At 54.7% G+C, this 23790-nt stretch carries 18 protein-coding genes; 15 read left to right on the forward strand and 3 right to left on the reverse strand.

The genetic code is table 11. The features are described from left to right. Positions 1-38: 38 nt before the first annotated feature. From C173_RS21580 to C173_RS21600, 5 genes are all read left to right on the forward strand, one after another. Positions 39-1445, forward strand: coding sequence for a hypothetical protein (locus C173_RS21580; RefSeq protein WP_036728250.1), 1407 nt, complete (start codon positions 39-41; stop codon positions 1443-1445). A gap of 403 nt (positions 1446-1848) precedes the next feature. Then, complete coding sequence (locus C173_RS21585) at positions 1849-2235, forward strand: MarR family winged helix-turn-helix transcriptional regulator (RefSeq protein WP_051478267.1); 387 nt, start codon at positions 1849-1851, stop codon at positions 2233-2235. After that, complete coding sequence (locus C173_RS21590) at positions 2228-3988, forward strand: ABC transporter ATP-binding protein (RefSeq protein ID WP_036728255.1); 1761 nt, start codon at positions 2228-2230, stop codon at positions 3986-3988. Before C173_RS21585 ends, C173_RS21590 begins: the two co-directional genes overlap by 8 nt. After that, positions 3985-5883 carry an ABC transporter ATP-binding protein gene (locus C173_RS21595; RefSeq protein WP_036728258.1) on the forward strand — a complete coding sequence of 633 codons (1899 nt, stop codon included), beginning with the start codon at positions 3985-3987 and terminating at the stop codon, positions 5881-5883. The genes C173_RS21590 and C173_RS21595 overlap by 4 nt, the downstream gene beginning before the upstream one ends. A gap of 598 nt (positions 5884-6481) precedes the next feature. Next, positions 6482-8710 (forward strand): MMPL family transporter, encoded by a 2229-nt coding sequence (locus C173_RS21600; RefSeq protein WP_036728261.1) that lies wholly within the window; start codon positions 6482-6484, stop codon positions 8708-8710. A gap of 514 nt (positions 8711-9224) precedes the next feature. On the opposite strand, the gene C173_RS21605 is transcribed toward C173_RS21600, so the two are convergent. From C173_RS21605 to C173_RS21615, 3 genes are all read right to left on the reverse strand, one after another. Then, positions 9225-9545, reverse strand: a complete 321-nt coding sequence (locus tag C173_RS21605; protein ID WP_036728263.1) for an antibiotic biosynthesis monooxygenase — start codon at positions 9543-9545, stop codon at positions 9225-9227. A 39-nt stretch (positions 9546-9584) separates the two neighbouring features. Continuing rightward, the gene (locus C173_RS21610) at positions 9585-10304 is read right to left on the reverse strand and encodes a 3-ketoacyl-ACP reductase (protein WP_036728266.1); all 720 of its coding nucleotides are present in this window, start codon (positions 10302-10304) and stop codon (positions 9585-9587) included. Positions 10305-10488: 184 nt separating this feature from the next. Continuing rightward, positions 10489-12042, reverse strand: coding sequence for an FAD-dependent oxidoreductase (locus C173_RS21615; protein WP_036728268.1), 1554 nt, complete (start codon positions 12040-12042; stop codon positions 10489-10491). Between the two features lie 154 nt (positions 12043-12196). Here C173_RS21615 and C173_RS21620 point away from each other — a divergent pair, with 154 nt between their 5' ends. From C173_RS21620 to C173_RS21665, 10 genes are all read left to right on the forward strand, one after another. Continuing rightward, positions 12197-13564 carry a spore germination protein gene (locus tag C173_RS21620; protein WP_036728270.1) on the forward strand — a complete coding sequence of 456 codons (1368 nt, stop codon included), beginning with the start codon at positions 12197-12199 and terminating at the stop codon, positions 13562-13564. Then, positions 13564-14661, forward strand: a complete 1098-nt coding sequence (locus C173_RS21625; RefSeq protein ID WP_036728272.1) for a GerAB/ArcD/ProY family transporter — start codon at positions 13564-13566, stop codon at positions 14659-14661. The genes C173_RS21620 and C173_RS21625 overlap by 1 nt, the downstream gene beginning before the upstream one ends. Beyond that, the gene (locus C173_RS21630) at positions 14658-15767 is read left to right on the forward strand and encodes a Ger(x)C family spore germination protein (RefSeq protein WP_051478268.1); all 1110 of its coding nucleotides are present in this window, start codon (positions 14658-14660) and stop codon (positions 15765-15767) included. The genes C173_RS21625 and C173_RS21630 overlap by 4 nt, the downstream gene beginning before the upstream one ends. 67 nt (positions 15768-15834) lie before the next feature. Then, positions 15835-16236, forward strand: coding sequence for a Fur family transcriptional regulator (locus C173_RS21635; RefSeq protein ID WP_036692190.1), 402 nt, complete (start codon positions 15835-15837; stop codon positions 16234-16236). A 235-nt stretch (positions 16237-16471) separates the two neighbouring features. Then, positions 16472-18526 (forward strand): methyl-accepting chemotaxis protein, encoded by a 2055-nt coding sequence (locus tag C173_RS21640; RefSeq protein ID WP_051478269.1) that lies wholly within the window; start codon positions 16472-16474, stop codon positions 18524-18526. 91 nt (positions 18527-18617) lie between these two features. Next, on the forward strand, positions 18618-19430 hold the full coding sequence (locus C173_RS21645) for a uroporphyrinogen-III synthase (RefSeq protein WP_036728275.1): 813 nt from the start codon (positions 18618-18620) through the stop codon (positions 19428-19430). Between the two features lie 61 nt (positions 19431-19491). After that, positions 19492-20124 carry a ThuA domain-containing protein gene (locus C173_RS21650; protein WP_036728279.1) on the forward strand — a complete coding sequence of 211 codons (633 nt, stop codon included), beginning with the start codon at positions 19492-19494 and terminating at the stop codon, positions 20122-20124. A 115-nt stretch (positions 20125-20239) separates the two neighbouring features. Next, on the forward strand, positions 20240-20587 hold the full coding sequence (locus C173_RS21655) for a phasin family protein (RefSeq protein ID WP_036728281.1): 348 nt from the start codon (positions 20240-20242) through the stop codon (positions 20585-20587). Then, positions 20588-22258 (forward strand): ABC1 kinase family protein, encoded by a 1671-nt coding sequence (locus C173_RS21660; RefSeq protein ID WP_036728283.1) that lies wholly within the window; start codon positions 20588-20590, stop codon positions 22256-22258. Positions 22259-22646: 388 nt separating this feature from the next. Next, positions 22647-23790: DEAD/DEAH box helicase (locus tag C173_RS21665; RefSeq protein ID WP_155991605.1), on the forward strand; the 1144-nt coding region annotated here is incomplete at its 3' end.

The raw sequence follows: 23790 nt of genomic DNA on the forward strand, positions 1-23790 counted from the left end.
TAGAAGGATAACCTGAATGATGGATAGGGAGGTGCCGGGTGGAGGCGAAGCTGACTACATTACGTACGGAAATCGAGAAGAGTCTGTCCCGCTCGGGCCATAATCTTGCCTCATTTGCCAAAGTCTCCGGCCTGAACCGCGGCAGTCTCAGCGCCATTCTTCACGGCAATCCGCCGAAGCCCATCTCGCTGGGACAGCTCGATGCCATGATCCGGGCCTTCGGCTTCCCGGAAGGCTGGCTGTATCCGCTCTATGTGGATGAGTGCTTCAGTGAAGAGCGGATCTCCCGCCGCCGTATCGAGCCCTTCCTGGTTAAATGTGCCGAGATGGGCAAGCAGCAATGCATTGAAGAGGTCTTAAGGCGGATTATGGAATATCAGCGGCCGCTGGATATCATCTACAGGGTGGCAGAGAGGCTATTCTGCAGCGGCAAAGTACAGGAGTCCATCGTATTCTACAAGCTGATTGTAGACCATGAACAAGACAGCTATTCCGAGCGTATGGCGATTAGCCAGTACCGTATCTTCATGTCTTTGCAATCCACTCCGGATGTGGATATGGAGCAGAAGCTGCGCGCCGTAATCAGCTTCGAGCCGTATCGTGGGCTGCTTCCCGAGGAGATGCAGCTGGACGGGCTGCTGAAGCTGGCGAAGGTATGCTTCGCGCTGCACCGCTGGAAGGATGTGGAGAAATTCGCTGATGAGCTGAGGGCATTAGCAAGCGGAATCTACCGCGAAGAGCTGCGCCGCAGCAAGGGGAAGAGGGCAGAGGCCTTTCAGGCAGAACGTCCGCTGGTGGTCTATTACGGGCACGGTTATCTGATGAAGGCATCGGCGCTTACCAAGCAGGGAGAATATCAGCAGGCCAAGAAATATACCGCCGGCTATGCGGACCTGGGATGGTTCGAGATGCTGGATGACGAGGGGCGCAGCAGTGTGGACAGCTTCAAGCTGTTTGCCACGGCCAACGGGTTCACGCTGGAGATTCTGATGGGCAATATCTCTGTATTGCCGTCCTATATCGCTTTCTTGTCCGAGCATCCCGGCGAGATTCTGTCCGGCATGGTGATCATTATGGAGTCGGCCAACCGCTTCGGGTTCTCCGCTGATGCGGTGATGTCGCGCTTTTCCCGGGAGATGCTGCGCTTTGAACAATTCCAGGATACGATCAATGTAGACCGGGTGTACCGTCTCTATTATCAGATTGCGATCTACCATATCTCCCGCAAGCAATATGCCAAGGGAATAGACTATATCATTCATTGTCTGCGTCTGACCATCAGGCTGAACAGTGGCAAGGACTTTATTAATTGTGTAACCTTATTTGAACTGAACAGAGACTATGCCTCGGATACCCAGCAGAATGCGTACCGGGAGCTGATCAGGGAGGTGAGAGCACATGAAGAGATCACTGTTGACGACGGTCAGCGTTTTGGTATTGTTTAGCTTCATTCTTGCGGGTATAGGAACAGATCAGAAGTCCAAGACCAGAGGGTTTACCGCTGTTGAACACGGAGTGGAATTTTAGAGCAGATTAAAGCAGTTAATTGTATAGCTTGAAGAGACTCCCCGGCCCTCTGTGTCGCGGGAGCGTTTGCGCGTGGTAATGTGAAATAAATTACATGCTCAGGGCGTAATCAGGAATTGACAAATGGCAGGCACGAAAATATAATTAGGTAGCCTAATTAATACATGGTTTAATTATTTGTAGACCTAACTAAAATGGGGTGGAAGCATTGGGATAAATCGCGAAGGTGAAAACTCAGTCGGACACAAGCTTTTCTCTGCACTTCGGAAGCTGCGCAAAGGGCATTGGCATCACTCAGTGGAGGGGCATAAGCCAAGTGAGATGACTTTATTGATATGTATTGCACGGGCGTCGCATGCTTCAGATCTGGGACTTAAGGTGTCGGAGATCAGCCGATTCCTGGGACTGACTCCGCCAACAGTAACCCAGCTGATTAACAGTCTTGAAGCCAAGCAGATGGTAGAACGGCAGGCTGATCCGTCTGACCGGAGGGTAGTGCGCATCAAGTTGACCGAACAGGGGAAAATTATTACCCGCAGAGCCAGGGACCATATGGACGCCACACTTAACAGGATGGTGGAGTATTTAGGTGAGGAAGAATCTGATCAACTGGCGGAACTGCTGCTGAAAGTCTATGCCTTTATGGAGGATAATCCTCCGCCTAATCTAGACCGGTTACAAATGAACGGAGATGAGAAGCATGATTAAATTAATGAAACAACTGAAGCCCTTCCGCTTGGCCATCGCAGGGGTACTGATTCTGGTATTCCTGCAGTCCATGGGCGATCTGTATCTTCCCACCTTGATGAGTAACATTATTGACAAAGGGATTGTGGAGGGTGACCAGCCGTATATCTGGAGAATTGGCGGCTTCATGCTGCTGGTGGCGGCTGGAGGTGTGCTATGCTCTATTATTGCCAGCTATCTGTCAGCCAGAGTGGCGGCAGGCTTCGGAAAGAATACCCGTTCAAGGGTGTTCAATCATGTGGAGAACTTTACGCTCCATGAATTCGACAAGCTGGGCACGGCCTCATTGATTACACGTACCACTAATGATATTACACAGGTTCAGACGGTACTGACTATGATGCTCCGCATGATGGTCGGTGCTCCGATGATGATGATCGGCGGGATTATTATGGCGGTGTCGGAGGACGCCAAGCTCTCGCTGATCTTTGTAGTGGTGATTCCGCTGCTGGTCGGAGCAATATTTTTCATCGGAATGAAGGGTCTGCCGCTGTTCAAGGCGATTCAGATCAAGCTGGACAAATTAAATCTGGTGCTGCGCGAGCATCTGACCGGTATCCGCGTCATCCGCTCCTTCAACCGGATTGAGCATGAGAACCGTCGCTTCAGCCTGGCCAACGCAGATCTTACGGATACTGCAATCAAAGTCAACAAGGTAATGGCGGGCCTGATGCCGCTGATGATGATCGTCATGAACTTCTCGATGATTGCCATTCTGTATTACGGCGGAATCCGGATTGGCGATGGGGATCTGAAGGTTGGCTCCCTGATGGCATTCATTCAGTATGCAATGCAGATTATGTTCTCGCTGATCATGGTGTCGATGATGTTCGTGCTGATTCCAAGAGCTTCTGCCTCAGCACTGCGCATTAATGAAGTGTTAGATATGCAGCCAGAGATTAAGGACCCTACCTCTGCAGAACTGAAGACTACGGCTACAGCTACACAGGAGGACGGCCGTGACGGATTGCGCGGGTATGTGGAGTTCGACAATGTATCCTTCGCTTATCCGGGTGCAGAGCAGGCAGCCTTGTCGGGAATTACCTTCAGTGCGCGCCCCGGTGAGATTACCGCCATTATCGGCGGAACCGGGTCAGGCAAGTCCACGCTGCTGAACATGATACCGAGATTCTATGATGCCATAGAAGGTACGGTAAGTGTAGACGGTGTGGATGTGCGCCAGATGACGCAGGAGGAATTACGGGGCAAGATTGGTTATATTCCGCAAAAAGCCGTGCTGTTCACCGGTACCATCAACGAGAATATCCGTTACGGCAAAGAGGATGCTACCGAGGAGGAGATTCTTCATGCCGCCAAGGTGGCACAGGCCTATGACTTTGTCACAGCGATGAAGGAAGGCTTCGATTCAAGCATCTCCCAGGGGGGCGGTAACGTCTCCGGCGGCCAGAAGCAGCGTCTGTCGATAGCCCGTGCCCTCGTCCGCAAGCCGGAGGTATATCTGTTCGATGACAGCTTCTCCGCGCTGGACTTCAAGACCGATGCCAAGCTGCGTGCCGCGCTCAAGGAGGAGACTACGGAATCTACTGTCCTTATCGTCGCACAGCGGGTAAGCACGGTAATGGATGCAGACCGGATTATCGTACTGGATGAAGGTCAAATTGTCGGTATGGGCACGCACCGCGAGCTGCTGGACAACAATGAGGTGTACCGCGAGATCGTATCCTCGCAGCTGTCAGAGGAGGAAATAGCATGAGTGAGCAGAACAAAGCAATGAAGCCGCCCGCCCGCAGACACGGCGGATTCGGCCCCGGCCCGGGCGGACCCGGCATGGGTATGCCTCCCGAGAAGGCGAAGGATTTCAAGGGCACCCTGCGCCGCCTGATCCGGTATTTGCGCCCGCGCCAGGTACAGCTGATTATCGTATTCGTAATGGCGATTGCCAGTACCGTATTCAGTATTTTCAGCCCCAAGGTGATGGGGAAGGCAACGACCAAGCTGTTCGAAGGCGCTTATGGCAAGATGATGGGCGTGCCTGGGGCGGCGATTGATTTTGGCTATGTGAATGATATTCTGATCCTGCTGGCAGGCCTGTATCTGTTCAGCGCGCTGTTCAGTTATATCCAGCAGTATGTCATGGCCGGTGTGGCGCAGAAGGTCGTATACGACATGCGCGAGCAGATCAACAGCAAGCTGGAGCGGCTGCCGCTGAAATATTTCGATTCCCGGACCCACGGGGAGATTCTTAGCCGGGCGACCAATGATGTGGACAACATCAGTACCACCCTGCAGCAGAGCTTAACCCAGCTGATCACCTCCATTGTGACGATTGTCGGGGTTATTGTGATGATGCTGACGATCAGCCCGTGGCTAACCCTGATTACGATCGTAACGCTACCGCTGAGCTTCGTGGTGATTATGCTGATCACCAAGCGCTCCCAGACCTATTTCGTCGGACAGCAGAAATCGCTGGGCCAGCTGAATGGTCATGTGGAGGAGATGTATACCGGGCACCGGATTATCAAGGCTTTTGGACGGGAGAAGAATTCCCTGAAGGACTTCAATGCCATCAATGAGGATCTGTATAACTCCGGCTGGCGCTCCCAGTTCATCTCCGGGATTATTATGCCGCTGATGATGTTCATCGGGAACCTGGGGTATGTGCTGGTATGTGTGGTCGGCGGGATCTTCGTGACCAAAAAAGCGATCGATGTCGGTGACATCCAGGCATTCATCCAGTATTCGCGCCAGTTCACCATGCCGATTACGCAGACTGCCAATATTGCCAACATCATTCAGTCCACTATCGCTTCGGCAGAACGTGTATTTGAACTGCTGGATGAGGACGAGGAAGTCCCTGAAGTGGCTGCTACACTGGCGAAACGTTCAGCAGCTGCAGAAGAGGGCTCTGTGGAATTCCGTCACGTGCAGTTCGGCTACAAGCCGGGTGAACTCCTGATTGAAGACATGAATATCGAGGTCAGTCCGGGACAGACCATTGCGATTGTAGGACCAACCGGAGCCGGTAAAACCACACTGATCAACCTGCTCATGCGCTTCTATGAGATCAGCGGCGGGGAAATTGTGATCGACGGTGTGAACATCACCGATATGAAGCGCAGCGAGCTGCGCAGCAAATTCGGTATGGTGCTTCAGGATACCTGGCTGTTCAACGGGACCATCCGCGATAATATCGCTTACGGCCGGGAAGGGGCTTCGGAGGCTGATGTGGTGCGGGCAGCCAAGGCTGCGCATGCCGATCACTTCATCCGTACGCTGCCGCTCGGGTATGACACGATTCTGAATGAAGAGGCCTCGAACATCTCCCAGGGTCAAAAGCAGCTGCTTACCATCGCCCGGGCGATTCTGGCCGATCCGTCCATCCTCATTCTGGATGAAGCAACCAGCAGCGTAGATACGCGGACAGAGGTGCAGATCCAGAAGGCGATGAACACGCTCATGCACGGCAGAACCAGCTTCGTGATCGCTCACCGTCTGTCCACCATTAAGGACGCCGATCTGATCCTGGTGATGAACCAGGGTAGCGTCATTGAGAAGGGCACCCATGTGGAACTGCTGGAAGCGGGCGGCTTCTATGCCGATCTCTATAACAGCCAGTTCTCCGGTGATGACCTGCCGGACGCAGGCTGATCCGAATAGAACAGTTACCTGAATATAGCCGGCTGTAGACCACAGCCAAGTATAACCAGCGTTCATGCAGAGCGTCTTCGGACATTCTCTGTATGAACGCTTTTTTTATAAGAACCGAATACAATGCAACTCACACATCAACTCACCACTTACCTATGCCGCTACTCGACTCCACCAACCTAACCTTTCCTGCATTTTATACAGCATTCCTCGAATTATCAGCTTATCTGTGAGCGGAAGTTGCAATTCCTGCAACATTTCTGTCTGCGGATTCAAAAGCAGGTCTAAATCGAATTCTCCAGATAATACTAGAGAGAGTGTCTACGATCAACCGTTATTAGCGGCATTGAGTAAGCTGTTTCCGGGCAGCAGCGGCAGTGATCACTCTAGTTTTTCAACATTTCAGAAAAAAGATTTGCTTAAAATTTTCGGGGTATATATGATAAGGATATCAAAATGACCCGCGGCTCATTTTTTGAAATATAAGAATTTATATGTTTCGCGCTATAAATTATCCTTATATTTCTCGCTGAAACGGTGTCGTCCTTTAAAAGGACAGCACAGCCGTTTCTACTTGGGCGGACGGATAGGAGAGAGGATGAAAGGTATGTCGGGCTACGGAAAATGGGTAGCAGGGAGCAAGACCAAATGGATCACTCTGCTGGTATGGGTTGCACTGGTCGGGGTGCTTACGATGCTATGGCCATCAGTGAATTCACAGGTTGCTAACAATGCCTCCAATCTGCCGGAGGATTCACAATCGGTGCGGGCATCGGTCGTTGCTGAGAGAGAATTTCCGGCCGGAAGCGGAGTGCCGGCACTGCTCGTATGGCATCGTGACGGAGGAATCGCGAAGGAGGAACTCGTACATATAACAGCAGTATACAGCAAGCTTGAGCAGCAGCCTCTTATGCATCAGAACTTCGTTCCTCCGCTGGGCAAGCTGCCGCCGCAGGCGCTGCAGGCGTCCTTGTCGGAGGACCGGAGCACGCTGGTCACCCCTGTGCTGTTCGACAAGACGGCAGACAGCGACCAGCTCGGAGAGTCGCTGAAGAGCTTGAAGGAGCTGGTCCGGACGGAGACGGGGACTGACCCGTCTGCCGCCAAGCCGGACAGCGGAGACTTGAGCCTGCGCGTATCCGGCCCGGTCGGAATCTCGGTAGATGCTACAGGGCTGTTCAAGAATGCCGATGTGTCGCTGCTGATTGCCACCGTCATTCTGGTGCTGGTCTTCCTGCTGCTGATCTACCGTTCACCCATCCTGGCGCTGATTCCGCTGGTTGCTGTAGGCTTCGCTTATGGCGTAACCAGCCCGGTGCTTGGCCTGATGGCCAGGGAAGGCTGGATTACAGTGGATTCGCAGGCGGTCTCGATCATGACGGTGCTGCTCTTCGGGGCAGGGACAGACTATTGCCTGTTCCTGATCTCGCGCTTCCGTCAGATGCTGAAGGTGGAGGAGAATAAGGGGCGCGCACTGCTGAGCGCCATTTCCCACTCCTCCGGGGCGATTGCGATGAGCGGCTTCACCGTGGTTCTGGCCCTCTTCGCTCTGCTGCTGGCCAAATACGGCGCGTACCACCGGTTTGCAGTGCCGTTCAGCGTCTCCATTCTGATTATGGGAGTAGCCAGTCTGACCCTGGTTCCGGCCTTGCTGGCGATCTTCGGGCGGACCTCCTTCTTCCCGTTCGTGCCGCGCACGCCGCAGATGGAAGCAGAGCGGGCCAAGGCCAAGGGCAGACCGGTGCCGCAGCCGCAGCCTGCCCGCCGCAAAGGAATCGGGTACCTGGTGGTATCCCGTCCGTGGGCCATTGTCGGAATTACCGTAGTACTTCTGGGAGTGCTGGCCTCATTCTCCAGCGGAATTAAATTCACCTATGATATTCTGTCGTCATTCCCGAAGACTATGGAGTCTCGGGAAGGCTTCGACCTGATCGGCAAGCAATTCTCCCCCGGTGAGCTGGCGCCCGCCAAGCTGATGGTCGATACGGAAGGGTTATCCGGCGGAGAAGACCTGAAATCGGTGCTGAGCAGCCTGTCTTACGTGGATGTGGTCTCAGACCCGCAGCAGGGGGCCGTCAACCCGAAGATTACTGCCTATGATATCGAGTTCAAGGACAATCCGTATTCGATTGAGGCGATGGACCATATCCCGGCACTTCAGGCTACCGTTGAGTCGGCCCTGACGGAATCCGGGATTGAGAACGCGCAGGATAAGGTATGGATCAGCGGCCAGACCGCTACCCAGCACGATACCAAGGAGCTTGGGGAACGTGACACCGATCTGATCATCCCGGTCGTTATCGGCCTGATTACGGTGCTGCTGCTGGTCTATCTCAGATCTGTCGTAGCCACAGTATATCTGGTGGGGACAGTAATTCTATCGTTCTTCTCGGCACTGGGCCTGGGCTGGATCATCATTCATTACGTGCTCGGTGCAGATGCGATTCAAGGGGCCATTCCGCTATATTCCTTCGTCTTCCTGGTAGCGCTAGGGGAGGATTACAACATCTTCATGATCTCGAATATCTGGAAAAAGCGGAAGCATATGCCGCTGAAGCAGGCGATTGCAGAAGGTGTGAATGAGACCGGCTCGGTCATTACCTCCGCCGGATTAATCCTGGCCGGTACGTTCGCCGTGCTGGCAAGCCTACCTATTCAGGTGCTGGTCCAGTTCGGGATTATCACTGCGATCGGTGTCCTGCTGGATACCTTCGTGGTCCGTCCCTTCCTGGTACCGGCTATCACTGTTCTCTTCGGCCGTCTGGCCTTCTGGCCGGGTAAGCATCAGGAAGTAAGTGAAGCCTCTGCTTCGGATACACAGCGGTAAGGAGTAGTTAGTTCTACAATTTTCTGGAGAAACAACAAAGAAATCGCCCTTTCGGGAAAATGGAAGATCCATCAACCATCCCGAAAGGAGCGATTTTTTTGCTGTTGCCAGCGAATCTCTATTAAAGGGAGAAGCCCTTCTTTTGAGCGGAGCTAGTAGATCATCAGAATTAAACAAGTGAGTTCATTCCATAAAAGCAGTAAGGTACGAAGCTGCCTTCGTAGCGAAAAAACAGGGATAAGTGTATTCTGTGCATCTAAAAACAGGGAAACGGGTGGACTTCCTCTTCTAAGTGTAGTCTGTACAACTAAATTTGCCCGGATGGGCGAAAATCCAGGTATAGGGGCATTTTAATTGCACGAACTACATCTAAATGGAGATTTGGCAGCATATCCGACGATTTAGTTGTACGAATTGCGATTAAGCCTACCCCTTGCACCCTAATCGGGTGAGGTAACCCCTCAGCAAGCCATTAGTTAAAGTAATTCTCAACATGTTTAGATCTGATGTGCTACTAGTCAGCCTGGACATCCGGAGTACGGCTGTGCAGCAGCTCGTACTTGTCGAGCGAGGAGCCAACAATGGCTTCGTTCCGACCGGCACCGCGGTGCGAGTCCCGGAAGGCGGGGCTTGAGGTCCAGCCGTTCAGCGCTTCCTCATTCTCCCAGACGGTGCTGATCTTCAGCTCCTCCACGCCTTCCTTGGGAGCGCCGCGCCACACCTCCATGCGGATGAAGCCGGGGATGCTCTGCACCCCGTTATCTGCGCTGAACCGTGAGGCCAACGCTTCACCATGTCCTTCCTTGATCTTAATCGTATTGGTAACTACCAGCATGCCAAGTCCTCCTTGTAGGGCTGTACATAATGTCTGTCTTTATTGTGGATTCGTGGTCCAGATGCCTGCTGTTTTCAGGAAGACGCGGTCAGGCAGCTTAAGTGCAGCGAGCGTCAGCTCGGCCACATCCTCCGGCTGCATCATCCGGTCCTCGTCCCCGATCTTAAGACCCGCATCGGCAGCAAGGCCTGTATTCACTGTGCTTGGGGTCAGCGCTACGACACGGATATTATGCTTACGCACCTCCATCGCCAGCGACTCCGTCATGCCCATAAGAGCAAACTTGGAAGCACAGTAGGCCGAGCCTGTAGCGAAGCCGCGTTCTCCTGCGGTGGAGGAGATATTGATAATATTGCCGCTCGAACGCTCGATCATCGCAGGCAGTGCCGCGCGGGTCACATAGTAGGCCCCGAACAGGTTGATCTGCATATGCCGTTCCCAGTCCGCCGGATCCATCTCCAGGAACGTGCCGAACTGGGCGATCCCGGCATTGTTAATAAGCGCGTCGAAGGGGCCGAGGTCCTTCTGCAGGGCTACTACCGCCCGCTCCGCTTCTTCACGTACGGCAATATCGGCTACAGCGATACTGACCTTGATGTCGTACACCTCGGTCAGCGCCGCCTTCAGCGCCTCCAGATCCGCCGAGGTTCTGGAGATCAGCCCCAGGTTGGCGCCTTCCTTAGCCAGCGCCATAGCGAGCGCCTTGCCGATTCCCTTGCCTGCACCTGTAATGACAATACTGGTTCCTCTCAAATCCATAACCTGTCGTCACGCTCCTTATATATAGAATGATGGGTAATTCTAGAAGATACTGTCTATTATACCTGAGCGGCCGGGCACAATCACGCCGGAGCCGCAGCTCCGGCAGTGCAGACCGCCAGGCCCCCGGTACCACTTGTGCCGCCTGTGCCGCTAATGCCCCGCAGCTCCTGGTCATCCCGCTTTAGTCTTCCGGCGTGATTGTCTTAAGCGGCACGGTCGCCGGACCTTCGAGCACATCGCCTTCGTAGGAGAAGCGGGAGCCATGACACGGGCAATCCCAGGAGCGCTCGGCGTCATTCCACTCGCATTCACAGCCCATGTGAGTGCAGGTTCTGTCAACGAGATGCAATTGGCCCTCAGGGTCGCGGTAGGCACCTACGCGTTTGCCGTCATGGAAGACGACAGCCCCCTGATCCGGCTCCAGATCCTTCGTCTTGGTGTGTACAATCTCCACTTTGCCGGCCACCAGCTCCTTGGCGACCGAGAAGTTCTGCACGATGAAGTTCTTGATGGCTGGAACGGCTTTGAAGCGTGAGGGATCATATAACCCGGTGTAGGGATTGCTGCTCCCCAGAATGCCATCTGCGATCAGGCGGGCAGCCACGGTTCCGTTCGTCATGCCCCATTTTCCGAAGCCGGTGGCGATATAGATCTCCTCGTCCTCGGCACGCTTGCCGATATAGGGCACCCGGTCCAGCGTGATCAAATCCTGGGTGGACCAGCGGAACGGAATACTGCGGATGCCCAGCAGTTCCCCGGCGAACCGCTCCAGATTCTCATAATGGCCGAACGTACAAATGCCTTGACCCGTCTTGTGGTTCTCCCCGCCGGCGATGACCAGCTTCCGGTCTCCCCATTCCACTGCCCGCAGCGAACGGGCCGGTTCACCGGCACTCAGATACATGCCGCCCTCATAATCCGTCTCCGGCTCGAACGCCAGACAGTAGGAGCGTTCGGCATGCAGCCGTGAGAAGTAGAGGGACCCGCCGTCATAGAAGGGGAAGTGGGAAGCCGACACGGCATGGCGGCAGCGGATCTGGAGCTTCTCTCCCTCGGTATGCAGGGTTATCTGTCCGTCCGTATCAAGCTTCTCTCCGATCATCGTATGCTCAAATACGGCGCCACCCCTGTCCAGAACCGCCTGCAGCAGTCCCTTCAGGTAATCCAACGGGTGAAAGCGGGCCTGATCCGGCATCCGGATGGCCCCGCCCGCGCCCAGCGGCAGGGGAACCTGATCCAGCCACTCTCCGGGCAGTCCCAGCTTGCCGTAAGCCTCGAATTCCTTATTCAGCGCCTTCAGCGTCTTCTCGTCACCTTGATCTGCATACAGATAGGCTGCCTCCCGCTTCATCCCGCAGGACAGGTCCAGTTCCTCCGCTGTGGCAATCATCCATTCCATGGCCTCGCTGTTAGACTGATAATACATCCGGGCCTGCTCTTCGCCGAAATGCTTCAGCAGATCATGATAGATCATGCCGTGCTGGGCGGAGATTTTGGCGCTGGTATAGCCGGTGGCCCCGCCGAGAATCTGTCCGGCTTCAAGCAGTGAGACCTTATATCCGGCCTTGGACAGCAGATAAGCGGTAGTAATCCCGGTAATTCCTGCCCCTACAATAGCTACGTCTGTGACATGATCTTCCGCAAGCACCGGAAAAGACGGCAGACCTGTACTGTCTATCCATAACGATTCCGGAAATTGCGGAAGACCTTGCGGACGGGGTTCCTGTGTGCTCATAGTCTAGTCCCTCCTAAGTGATGATCCATTTCATTTATTACCACTCTTCCGTGAAAAGAAACGCCCCGCTCCCCGGCAGGTGCATGAAAACCGCCAGAAAGTGCCAACCTAAGAAGAAATTCACGGAGCAGCGGGCGGAGAGGGGCAGAGACCTATGTCGGAACAACAGCATACACAGGCGGTCGTGCTCGAATGGATCAGAAGCCAGCTAAGCGGGTTCGGCGACCTCGAAGACAAGGTCTTGACGATTCCGGCGGGACAGGTCAGCCTGCTCTATATCAAAAGTGTGACAGACGGACAGGCCATCAGCCGCAATATTATTGCTCCGTTCTACGAGATGGGCCATCCCGCAGCCTACTACAGCTATGTGGCCGATTACCCCGGCAGTGAAGAGGTGACAGACGGGCAGCGTGCTCTGGATCTTCTGCTCAGCGGCTATGCCTGTATTGGGCGGGAGGGCAAGCTCTGCTGCTTCGATGTCCTCCGGGCGGAGGCCAGCAGTATCAAGGAGACGATTACGGAGAGTATCAGCCAAGGTCCCTCCGATGCGCTGGGGGAGAGTCTGGCGGTGAACCTCAATCTGGTCCGGCGGCGTTATCTGTCCTCTGCGCTCAAGATGGAATTTACCGTTATCGGCAATGTGTCCAAGACCAAGGTGGCGATTCTCTACGACGAGAGCCGGGTGAATCACCAGGTGCTGGCGGAGTTAAAAGAGAAGCTGGATTCGCTGAAGCTCGACATTCTGCAGGCTGCCGGTGAACTGGAGAAATATATCAGCAGCGACAAGCTGCGCATTTTTCCCAAGACCATAGTAACCGAGCGCCCCGACCGGGTGGTATTCAATCTGGCAGAGGGCAAGGTGGCGGTCCTGCTGGATACGACCGGGTATGCGATTGTGCTTCCGTCCATATTCAATGATTTCTTCACCGCCATGGATGACAAAATCCATCTGCCCTTCGTCGGCCGCTTCCTGAAGCTGTTGCGCATTCTGGGCGTGGCCATGACGTTATGGCTGCCGGCCTTGTACATTGCCTTCACCTCATACAATCCGGAGATTGTGCGGGTGCAGATCGCCCTGCTGATCGGGGGAAGCCGCGCTACGGTGCCTTATCCTTCTTTTGTCGAGGTGATTCTGATGATGATTATGATGGAGTTCCTGACGGAGGCCAGCTTGCGTCTGCCCAGAGCCATCGGTCCTACAGCGACCACGGTCGGCGGTCTGATCCTGGGGCAGGCTGCTACAGCGGCGGGGCTGATCGGCAACATTATGATTATTCTCGTCTCCGTAGTGGCGATATCCAATTTCCTGGTTCCGCTGAATATGATGAGCTTCTCCATCCGTGTGCTGAAGTATTTCTTCGTGATCGCCGCAGCTGTGCTCGGGCTTGTGGGTGTTGTCATCTGCTTGGTCGGCTTCACGATGTATTTATGCAGCCAGCGCAGCTTCAGCCAGCCGTATTTCAGGATGTTCGCCCTCGATGTACTGGGAGCAGATCAGAGGAAGAAAAGCGGGGGTCAATAATGGCGAAGAACCGCTATTTCTATTGTCTTTTTGTCATGAATACCCTGATCAATATCCTTAATTTCACTCCCAGGGAGCTCATTGATGCCCGCTTTGACGGTGCCCAGTCCTCCATTCTGGTTGCAGTGGCTGTGGGCACCTTGTTCATTTATCTGTTCACCAGAGTCATCCATAAATTTCCTGGGCAGGGGCTGCCGGAAATCTTCGGATCGGCGTTGCCGAAACTGTTGGCTTCTCCGCTAATTTTTGTATATGCGGTACTCTGGTATATGGCGGGGGCGCTTATCCTTCTGTCATTCGTAGATATTACCCTGCGGTTTATCAGTCCGGACACAGGGCCGTATGCGATCATGTTCGGGTTCCTCGCGGTTGTCTGCCTCTGTTCGCGGATTGATTCGTTGTCTCTTCTCTACGGACTGGAGGTCACGCTGGGGATTACAATACCCTTAATTCTGTATACGATCGTTAAGGCAATAATTAACCCGGACTTCAGCTGGGATGCCGTGCTCGAGGTGATGACCCATTCCCTGCATGCTCCGGATCTTAACAGCATTGCAGCGGCCACATTTACGTTCAGCGGCTATATTAATATGGCGGTCTTCAACCGGGTGTTTCATGGGCTGAAGCTTAAGCATCTATGGATTCTGAGCCTGGAAGGCTTCCTGATGCTGCTGATCACTTTTTTTGTGCCCATAGGGTACCATGGGACAGTCGGCATCGAGCGTCATGTGTATACGTGGTTCTCAACGGCGGACAGCATCCGCATTGAGGCTTTTTTGATCGAACGCATGCTGTATGTTTTCTATTTTGCTTGTATTACGTTATCACTGGTTAGTGCCATTATCCAGTGGCATGTGGGCAAGGAATTACTCCTCAGCCTGCTTCCCTCCCCCTCCGGGAAGCCAAAGACAAAGCTGCTGCAGGAACTGGTTATCCTGGTTCTGTTTGCTTCCGGAGCGCTTGCTCTCATGCGCCTGGATCAATATAACCTTAATATGCTTGGGGTGTTTCTGCAGCATATTCGCTGGTACGGCGAGATGCTGATGATCGGGCTGCTGTTCTGGTGCTACTGGGTTGTTAGGGGGCGGAGAGAATGAGAAGCCTGCGTGGCGGGATTATCGGGATTATTCTGCTGCTGGTGTGCACGGTGTTGGCTGGCTGTAACTTCAAGGATATTGACCGGAGAATATTTGTAGTAGCCATCGGAATAGATCCCGGCAAGGAGGAGGGAGTCTTCAAGGTGAGCTTGAAGCTGGCTATCCCCCAAGGGGATGTCACGAAGATTGACGAGAAGATGCTGATTCTCACGGAAGAATCCGAGAGTATCTCTGAAGCACTGCGGAGAATGAAGTCCAAAGTAGAGAAGGAGCTGGATTATGTCCACTGCAAGACAATAATTCTGGGAGAGCGAATAGCGGCGAAGGATATCCGACATGTGACAGATTGGGCGGTGCGTCGCAGAGATATCCAGTCGATTCTAAACTTTGCGGTAGGAAGACCGGGAGCGCTTGAAGTTCTGCAGGTCAAGCCGCCCTCCGAGCGTATCCCGTCCAACTCGCTGATTCTGGCGATGAGCGGGCAAGGTACAGAGTCGCCTTTTATCTCCAGTGTATATTCCTATCAACTGATGCGGAATATTTATGAGAACGGCATAGATCCCATCCTGCCTATTATTGAAGCACAAGGGAAGGAACAGTTCCTTATCGATAAGATCGCCCTGCTGGATAAGAGCAAAATCAAGCTTGTCTTCTCCCCGAATGAGACCAGACTCTTCAATCTGCTGTCGCGTTCCAATCTGCGTACGAACTTTCCGGCCCATATCGGCAGCGGAATGTACCAGTATTACACCGAGAGCTCCTCCTCCAGTTACCGGATTGTGACGAATCGGGACGAAGAGCCTTACATCCGCTACACCATTAAGATCCGGGCGATCCTGGAGGAAAACAGTACGGAGGAGATGATCACCCACCATATGCTGAAAAAGATTGGTAAGGCCGGTGCAGCAGAGCTGGGCGGTGCAGTTAAGGCTCTGCTGGTCAAGATCCGGGACAGCGGCATGGACCCGCTGGGCTGGGGACTGCATTACGGCGCACGGCATTGGAATAACGGCACGGAGATGGCCGAATGGGGCAGGCTGTATCCCCGGCTGAACTTCCAGGTGAATGCACAAGTGGAGGTGAAGTATTCCGGCATGATCAAGTAGAGGCGCATTGACGCTTCCGGCATCAGGACTTATACTTGATCTAAAAACAAATTAGAGGATGATAAAGATGAGAACCCTGAACCTGACCTCTCAGCGTCAAGCCGTGTATGATATCGTCCGCAATTCCCATGATCACCCTACCGCTGCGGAAGTCATGAACCGGCTGGTTGAGCAGGGGCATAACCTTGCTTACGGAACGGTCTACAATTCCTTGCGCTATCTTACAGATAAACAGATGATCCGCGAGCTGAAGCTGGGCGAGGCGGCCAGCCGGTATGATGCGCGCCTGGACGACCACCAGCATATTGTCTGTGAAATCTGCGGTGCCGTGGATGAAGTGATGAGCCAGGTCCCGCAGGAGTGGAGCGACTCGGTGGCAGCAGATACAGGCTATTCGATCACTCATACGCATGTGGTATTCGGAGGCATCTGCCCGGCCTGCCAGAGCAGGAATTCACGCCAGAACTAGGACGTTTGTATGAGGTATGCTGGCTCGCTTAGTAACGGAATATAACAAAAGACCGTTTTCATGGAAACGGTCTTTTTGCTGTGCTCCTATAAAAATTATCAATAAATATAGGGAAATTATCATTAATTGCCGGAAAAAAGAGGGTTTCGGGGGCTGATATTTAATTATATATAAAGCTGCCGCTATGATCCTTCTTAAGACCCAGGAAGAATGAAAGAGAGAGTGAGTCCATCATATGAATAAAAAGGTGCGTCTGAACATCCGTACGAAGCTGATTACTACCTATCTGCTTGTCCTGCTGGTACCGAGCATCATTATAGGCTGGTTAACCTATCAATCGGCCAGCAGCAACATAAGGGAGCAGCTTACCAATAATGCCCAGGAAAGTGTAGTTGCAGTGAACCAGATCATAAGTTCCAATATTCAGTCGAAAATAGATGATATTCTCTATTTCGCCGGACAGCTTCCGGCAGATTCCATTAATAACGAGGCGGCCGGACTGGCGGCGCCTGCACTGGAGAACAGATTGCGGGAGTATGCCGCGCTGCATCCCGATGTGCTTGATATTTATGCCGGAACCAGCAAAGGCAAGAGCATCCGAGCGGCAGAGCTGGAGCTGCCTGAAGGCTATGATCCGCGCAAGGAGAATACATATATCAATGCGCTTAAGAAGGGCAGCGGCACTGTGATCTCACCGGTATTTCAGACGGTGAACGGGGAGAGCGCCATTGCGGTATCGGCGGTGCTCGCAGGCGGGGACGGCGTAGTCAGTCTTGATCTGAATCTGTCCTCCCTTGCCGGTATGACGGATATCAAGGTCGGTCAGGAGGGCTATATTCTGATTATCGACAGCAGCAAGAAATTCATGGTTCATCCCACAGAAGCGATTGGTGCGGAATCCTCGCTTGAGTTCGTGAAGCAGATGTTCGGGAGTGAGGGCGGAAGCTTCGATTATGTATATAAGGATGCACCCAAGAAGATGACCTTCATGGTGAATGAGCTGACGGGCTGGCGAATCGGAGGCACCATCAGCTTGAATGAGATCACGCAGGCAACCAGCGACATCCGTGAGACGGTCTGGCTGGTCATCTCTGTATCCGTGCTGCTGGCGCTGGTGTTGATCTATTTCAACATTGCGTCGATTCTGAAGCCGCTGATCCGCCTGCGCAAGGCAACCGAGCGGATTGCCGGCGGCGACCTGTCGCAGGATATCGGGGAATTCCGGGGGGATGAGATCGGTCTGCTGGCCGGGAATTTCCGCCTGATGGTGGAGAGTCTGCGGCAGATGATTATCGGGGTGCAGACCATGACGGATAATGTCTCTTTCTCTGCGGAGCAGCTGAGCGCGGGGGCAGAGCAGACGACCAAGGCTATAGAGCATGTGACAGTGGCCATCCAGGAGGTGGCAGCCGGCACGCAGCAGCAGGTCAACAGTGTACATAAAGGAATGGCAAGCACGGCTGCCACCACAACCGAGGTAGCCCATATCTCGGAGTTCATGAAGCAGGTATCGGTAATGATGGACAAGACCTCGCTGTCGGCTTCGGAGGGCAATGATTCGGTCATCAGCGTAGTCGACAAAATCAACGGCATTCATGAGACCGTGGAGGAGATGGGCAAGGTCATCGATCAGCTGAGTGAGCGGGTCGGGCAGATCCAGGGGATCACCGGTGTGATCGCGGGAATCTCGCGGCAGACGAACCTGCTGGCGCTGAATGCGTCCATAGAAGCGGCCAGAGCCGGTGAACAGGGCCGCGGGTTCGCTGTGGTAGCCTCGGAGGTCCGCAAGCTTGCGGAAGAATCCGGAAAGTCAGCAAGCCTGATCTCCGAGCAGGTTGCCTCTATCCATTCAGAGATGCTCCGGGCTACGGCAAGCATGGAGGATGCGAAGACTAAGGTGATGGACGGCATTATGGCTGTGGATACAACGGGACGTTCGTTCTCGCGTATCCGCAGGGCGATTAAGGGGGCCGCGGAAACTATAGGCGGAATGAACGAAGGCGTTCACACCCTGACTGCAGAAGCAGATAGTCTGGATCAGGCTATTAGCGAGATCCGCGGCATTACCGAGGCTGCGGCAGGCAGTACCGAGACGATCTCGGCAGCCGCCCAGCAGCAGCTTGCCTCGGTGGAAGAGATCGCCTCTTCCTCAGCCGACCTGAGCCGGCAAGCCGATGAATTGCAGCAGCTGGTCGGACGCTTCAAGCTGTACCCGGGAAACCAGGCTCCTGCCGCGCCGGAAGCGGTCAAGCCGGGGGAGAACCTCCCTGGGGATCAGCAGAATTCATGAGGCCGAATATGCGGTCTGGTCTTTTCTTTTACCTCACTTTGCAAGTATACTGGTAAGCAACAATACGGGGTGATGAAGGGGAGAAGCGTTCATGGCAGAGCAATTAAAGGGCATTACCGTAGCCCTGGCCGGTCCGCGTAAAGCGGAAGACATGGCCAAGCTGGTAGAGAATATGGGAGGAACCGCGCTGCACCGTCCCGCTCAAGGGACAACCTTTCTGGATGATGCCGCCCTGCGTGAGGGGCTGATTGCCTGGACAGAGCAGCCGCCGGATCTGGCTATTCTGACTACCGGTATGGGGCTGGACGCATTGTTCGAGACGGCTGCGAAGCTGGCGCTTGCGGACCGCTTCCTGGAGGTTCTCTCTGGCTCACCTGTTGCTGCCCGTGGTTATAAGACAGTGAATGCCCTGAAGAAACGGGGACTTGAGCCGGTCGTACGTGACGATGACGGCAGCTCTGCCGGACTGATTCGCGGCCTGCAGGACTATGATCTGCAGGGCAAGCGGGTCATGCTTCAGCTGCATGGGGAGACTGCCCCGCAGCTAATCGGTTGGCTGGAGCAGGCGGGCGCAGCCGTAAGCTGTGTTCAGCCTTACCGGTATACTCAGCCGGAGCCTGGAGCGCTGGAGCTGCTGCTCACAGAGATCACCGAAGGACAGGTGGATGCAGTGGCGTTCACAAGTGCGCCGCAATTCCGCTTCCTGGCACAGCATGCGCGGGAGCAGGGGCAGCTTGCGGCGTTGGTGCAGGCTTTTGAAGAGAGGGTGCTGGCGGTATCTGTCGGCCGTATGACCTCGGAGGCCCTGAAGGAAGAAGGCATGAAGCGGATTGTCATGCCGGAGCACGAGCGGATGGGCAGCATGTTCGTTACCCTGGGCCGCTATATTGCGGCTAACCGGTAGCAGCAGGCTGTTCAATTACATTTACTACTACAATTACAGAGAGATATGGAGGAGGAGACCTATGGACAAGAGAAAATGCCTGTTGTTAGGCGATTACACACACCCCCGGTTTCACCCGTTGCAAGGTGTGGACAAGCAGGTCAGTGAAATTCTGAATGAGCTTCTGACGGTACAATGCTCGGAGAACAAGAAGCTGATGCTAAGCGAGCATTTGTCCGGATATGATCTGTGCATCGCATATAATGAATTGTGGAATGAAACCGTATCTCCGCAGCAAACGGCAGGTCTGCTGAGCTATGTCAGCGGAGGAGGCGGTCTGATTGTCCTGCACACCGGGGTATCCCTGGCGAAGCGTTATGAGCTGGCTCAGCTGATCGGTGCCAGATTCACCGGCCATCCGGCTTATACTCCGCTTCAGTTCAAGGTGCAGGAGCATGATATTACCGAAGGCATCGAAGACTTCCAGCTCGATGAAGAGCCGTACCGGTTCGAGTTCGATCCGTTCACCGAGAAGCAGATTCTGCTCGAATACGAAGCGGACGGGGAGATGCTGCCTGCGGCCTGGTGCCACAGCTATGGCCTGGGACGGGTGGTCTATCTGATGCCCGGCCATCATGAGCCGTCGTTCCGGCATCCGGCTGTTCGTCAGCTGATTCTGCGGGCAGCCACCTGGGCGGCGCGTATCCCCAGATAATCAGCAAATAATCGGCAATATCGAAGCTTAGCCCCACTTTGTGGGGTTATTTTGTGAAATGGCGGGCGAAGGGGTATACTTTATCCATAACTGCAATCTTTGGGAGGGAAGTACCATGAGTGATCTGTTGAAGAAAGCTATCTCATTAGGCGTAGGCCTCACCATTGTCAGCAAGGAGAAGGTTGAGAAGGTCGTTGACGAGCTGGTAAAGCGGGGCGAGCTGGCCCCATCGGAATCCAAAGCGCTGGTGGAACGGCTGGTAGAGCGCGGAGATGAAGAACGGGGTGTGTTCAAGTCTGCCGTGCAGGAGCAGGTTCAGCGGGTGCTGAAGGAGCTTAAGGTACCTGTGCAGGAGGATATCACCAGGCTGGAGTCGCGCATTGCCCAGCTTGAGGGCCGTGTTGCCGAGCTTGAGGGCAAGTCACCCCAGGAGACCACCGTGCCGGAACAGCGTACGGAATAAATGGCTGTCCGCATAAGGCATGCCGGACGTTACCGGGCAATCGCCATGGCGCTTATGCGTCATGGCTTCGGCTATATGGTGGAGGAACTGGGCCTCTACCATCTTCTGTCGCTTCCCCGCCGGATCATCACACAGGAGGTTCATGAAAGTGTGACCCTCGCTGAACGGGTCCGCAGGGTGCTGGAGGAGCTGGGGCCGACCTTCGTCAAATTGGGCCAGCTTGCCAGTACGCGCTCCGATCTGCTGCCTGATGCGATTATTCAGGAGCTGGTCAAGCTGCAGGACAATGTGCCGCCGTTCTCAGCCGAGACGGCCCGCAATATTCTGGAGCAGGAGCTGGACCAGCCTATTGATGCGGTCTTCGAATACTTCGAGAACAATCCGCTCGCTGCCGCCTCCATCGGCCAGGTGCACCGCGCTGTGCTGCATGGCGGACAGAGTGTTGCGGTCAAAATACAACGTCCAGGCGTCATGCGGACGATGGGCAGGGATCTTGAGATTCTATCGGATCTAAGTCTGCTCGCCGAGCGCAAGATGGACTGGGCCAGGCAATACGGATTAGCCCGGATGGTCGAGGAATTCTCCCGGGCACTGCTGGCGGAGCTGGATTATGCCCAGGAAGGGCGCAATGCCGAGCGTATAGCCGGGCAGCTGTCTGCTCAAGATAACATCTATATTCCGGCCATCTACTGGGACTTCAGCTCCACCAGGGTTCTGACCATGGAGTATATGGAAGGGATTACACTGAACCGCAAGGACGAGCTGGTGAACTCGGGCATGAAGCTTAAGACAATTGCCCAGCAGCTCGTGGAGATGATGCTGAATCAGATTTTTATTCATGGCTTCTTTCATGCCGATCCGCATCCCGGCAATGTCATGGTGCTGGAGGACGGAAAGCTGGCCCTGATCGACTTCGGAATGGTCGGGCGGCTTAGCGAGGAGATGAAGGATGGCCTGTCCGCGCTGGTGATTGCACTCATGCGCAAGAATACGGACTCGATGGTACGGGCCATTCTGCGCCTGGGAGTGATCCCGGAGGACGCCGACCGGATGGCACTGCACGAGGATATGGACCGGCTGCGCGAGCAGTATTATGATATCCCGTTCAAGCAGGTCAGCATCGGCAAGGCGCTGAATGATCTGTTCAGCATTGCCCGCAAGCACCGGCTGGTCATTCCGCCGGATCTGGCGCTGCTGGGCAAGACGATGCTGACCCTGGAGGGCATGGTCGCCAGCCTGGACCCGGCTTTCAGCATTATGCAGATGGCCGAGCCGTTCGGCAGGCGGCTGATCAAGCAGCGCTTCAGCGGAAGCCGTCTGCAGCGCAAGCTGCTGGGCGGGGTAGCTGATCTTGCCGAGAGTCTGGTTGAGCTTCCCGCTCAGGCCCGGCAGCTCTCCTCGCTGATCAGCAAGGGGAAGCTGAAGGTGGAGATCGGGGTCCCGGAGCTGCAGGACCTGGAGCATAAGTTCAGCCGGATCGGCAACCGCCTCTCCTTCAGTATCGTGCTGCTGGCCTTCAGCATCATCATGGCCGGACTGATTGTGGCCTCCTCCCTGCGCGGCGAGCCGTCGCTGCTCTGGGACTTCCCGATTGTGGAGATCGGCTCGGTCATCGCGCTGCTGATGATTCTGTGGCTGCTGTTCTCCATCTTCAAATCGGGCAGATTCTAGCCGGAAGAGACGGATAAATAATTATTCTTCGCCGAATGCATACAAAGGTTGCAAAATCAAGTACAATATTAAGATAACTTGCCACAATTAAAGTGTAATGGAACGCAAATGGAGTGCCGTCTGAACGTCCGGTGGATCGCTGCTGCGCCGTATAACCGAACGTTCGACCGCTGCCTTGCGGGCCCATGGGACGGAAGGGCTCCGGTGACGGGGTGCTTCCGCTTTTATTTAATACGATAAGAATGTGAAACGGTACCGTCCTTATACAGGGCCTGAGGGTGAGATCCCCTCTGCTTACCTTGCGTACATTACTCCGTTACATGGATGAATATAAGTTATGGACTGACATGATGAACTGAAAATTTAGAAAATTAGTGAGGTGGAGCAATTGCCGGGTTTTAAAGATTTAGGAGTATCTGAAGTGCTGATTGATCTGCTCAAGGGGCAGGGCATCGTGAAGCCGACGCCGGTGCAGGAAGAGGCGATTCCGCCGCTGGTGCAGGGTCTGGATGTGATCGCACGTGCGAAGACGGGAACGGGGAAGACGCTGGCTTTTCTGCTCCCGATTATGGACAAGATCCGGGTCGAGGCCGCTTATCCGCAGGCGCTGATTCTCGCGCCGACGCGTGAGCTGGCGCTGCAGATTACCGAAGAGGCACGCAAGCTGGCCCGTCATACGGGTGTGAAGATTCTGGCGGTCTACGGCGGTCAGGATGTGGAGAAGCAGCTGCGCAAGCTGGAAGGCGGCAGACATCTGATCATCGGTACACCGGGACGGCTGCTGGATCACCTCCGCCGGGAGACCCTGGACCTTAGCGGCGTGAAGATGCTGGTGCTGGATGAAGCGGACCAGATGCTGCATATGGGCTTCCTGGAGGATGTGGAGACGATCATTACGGCTGTGCCTTACCGCCGCCAGACGATGCTGTTCTCCGCGACGATGCCGGACCCGATCAAACGGCTGGCAGCGAACTATATGAAGGAGCCGCTGGATGTCATTATCAAGAGCGGTTCGCCGATCCCTCTGGACAATATCCGCCAGCAGGTGGTGGAATGCTCGGACCGTAACAAGGAGGAGGCGCTGATCTCCCTGATCGAGCGCGACCGTCCTTACCTGGCGATCATCTTCTGCCGGACGAAGCGCCGGGCCATCAAGCTGAACGAGGCGCTGCAGGCGGCCGGGTATGACTGTGACGAGCTGCACGGCGATCTGTCGCAGGGCAAGCGCGAAGCCGTCATGAAGCGGTTCCGTGACGCCAAGCTCCAGTTACTGGTGGCTACGGATGTGGCGGCACGGGGTCTGGATGTTGAAGGGGTCACCCATATCTTCAACTATGATCTTCCGCTGGATGCGGACAGCTATATTCACCGGATCGGCCGCACCGGCCGCGCCGGAGGCAAGGGCCTCGCGATCACGTTCGCTTCGCCGCGTGAGCGCGCCGGGCTCGAACTGATCGAGCACGGCATCTCCCAGCGGCTGGACCGCCGCCGGTACGAGAAGGATGAATTCGGCGTAGGCGAATTCACCTCGG

The organism is Paenibacillus sp. FSL R7-277 (genome assembly GCF_000517965.1).
GTDB classification, from domain to species: domain Bacteria; phylum Bacillota; class Bacilli; order Paenibacillales; family Paenibacillaceae; genus Paenibacillus_AQ; species Paenibacillus_AQ silagei.

Bases quoted from the DNA above. Each gene is read 5' to 3' on its own strand.
- C173_RS21585 (WP_051478267.1), top strand. From the start codon at position 1,849: ATGACTTTATTGATATGTATTGCACGGGCGTCGCATGCTTCAGATCTG.
- C173_RS21590 (WP_036728255.1), top strand. From the start codon at position 2,228: ATGATTAAATTAATGAAACAACTGAAGCCCTTCCGCTTGGCCATCGCA.
- C173_RS21595 (WP_036728258.1), top strand. From the start codon at position 3,985: ATGAGTGAGCAGAACAAAGCAATGAAGCCGCCCGCCCGCAGACACGGC.
- C173_RS21600 (WP_036728261.1), top strand. From the start codon at position 6,482: ATGAAAGGTATGTCGGGCTACGGAAAATGGGTAGCAGGGAGCAAGACC.
- C173_RS21605 (WP_036728263.1), bottom strand. From the start codon at position 9,545: ATGCTGGTAGTTACCAATACGATTAAGATCAAGGAAGGACATGGTGAA.
- C173_RS21610 (WP_036728266.1), bottom strand. From the start codon at position 10,304: ATGGATTTGAGAGGAACCAGTATTGTCATTACAGGTGCAGGCAAGGGA.
- C173_RS21615 (WP_036728268.1), bottom strand. From the start codon at position 12,042: ATGAGCACACAGGAACCCCGTCCGCAAGGTCTTCCGCAATTTCCGGAA.
- C173_RS21620 (WP_036728270.1), top strand. From the start codon at position 12,197: ATGTCGGAACAACAGCATACACAGGCGGTCGTGCTCGAATGGATCAGA.
- C173_RS21625 (WP_036728272.1), top strand. From the start codon at position 13,564: ATGGCGAAGAACCGCTATTTCTATTGTCTTTTTGTCATGAATACCCTG.
- C173_RS21630 (WP_051478268.1), top strand. From the start codon at position 14,658: ATGAGAAGCCTGCGTGGCGGGATTATCGGGATTATTCTGCTGCTGGTG.
- C173_RS21635 (WP_036692190.1), top strand. From the start codon at position 15,835: ATGAGAACCCTGAACCTGACCTCTCAGCGTCAAGCCGTGTATGATATC.
- C173_RS21640 (WP_051478269.1), top strand. From the start codon at position 16,472: ATGAATAAAAAGGTGCGTCTGAACATCCGTACGAAGCTGATTACTACC.
- C173_RS21645 (WP_036728275.1), top strand. From the start codon at position 18,618: ATGGCAGAGCAATTAAAGGGCATTACCGTAGCCCTGGCCGGTCCGCGT.
- C173_RS21650 (WP_036728279.1), top strand. From the start codon at position 19,492: ATGGACAAGAGAAAATGCCTGTTGTTAGGCGATTACACACACCCCCGG.
- C173_RS21655 (WP_036728281.1), top strand. From the start codon at position 20,240: ATGAGTGATCTGTTGAAGAAAGCTATCTCATTAGGCGTAGGCCTCACC.
- C173_RS21660 (WP_036728283.1), top strand. From the start codon at position 20,588: ATGGCTGTCCGCATAAGGCATGCCGGACGTTACCGGGCAATCGCCATG.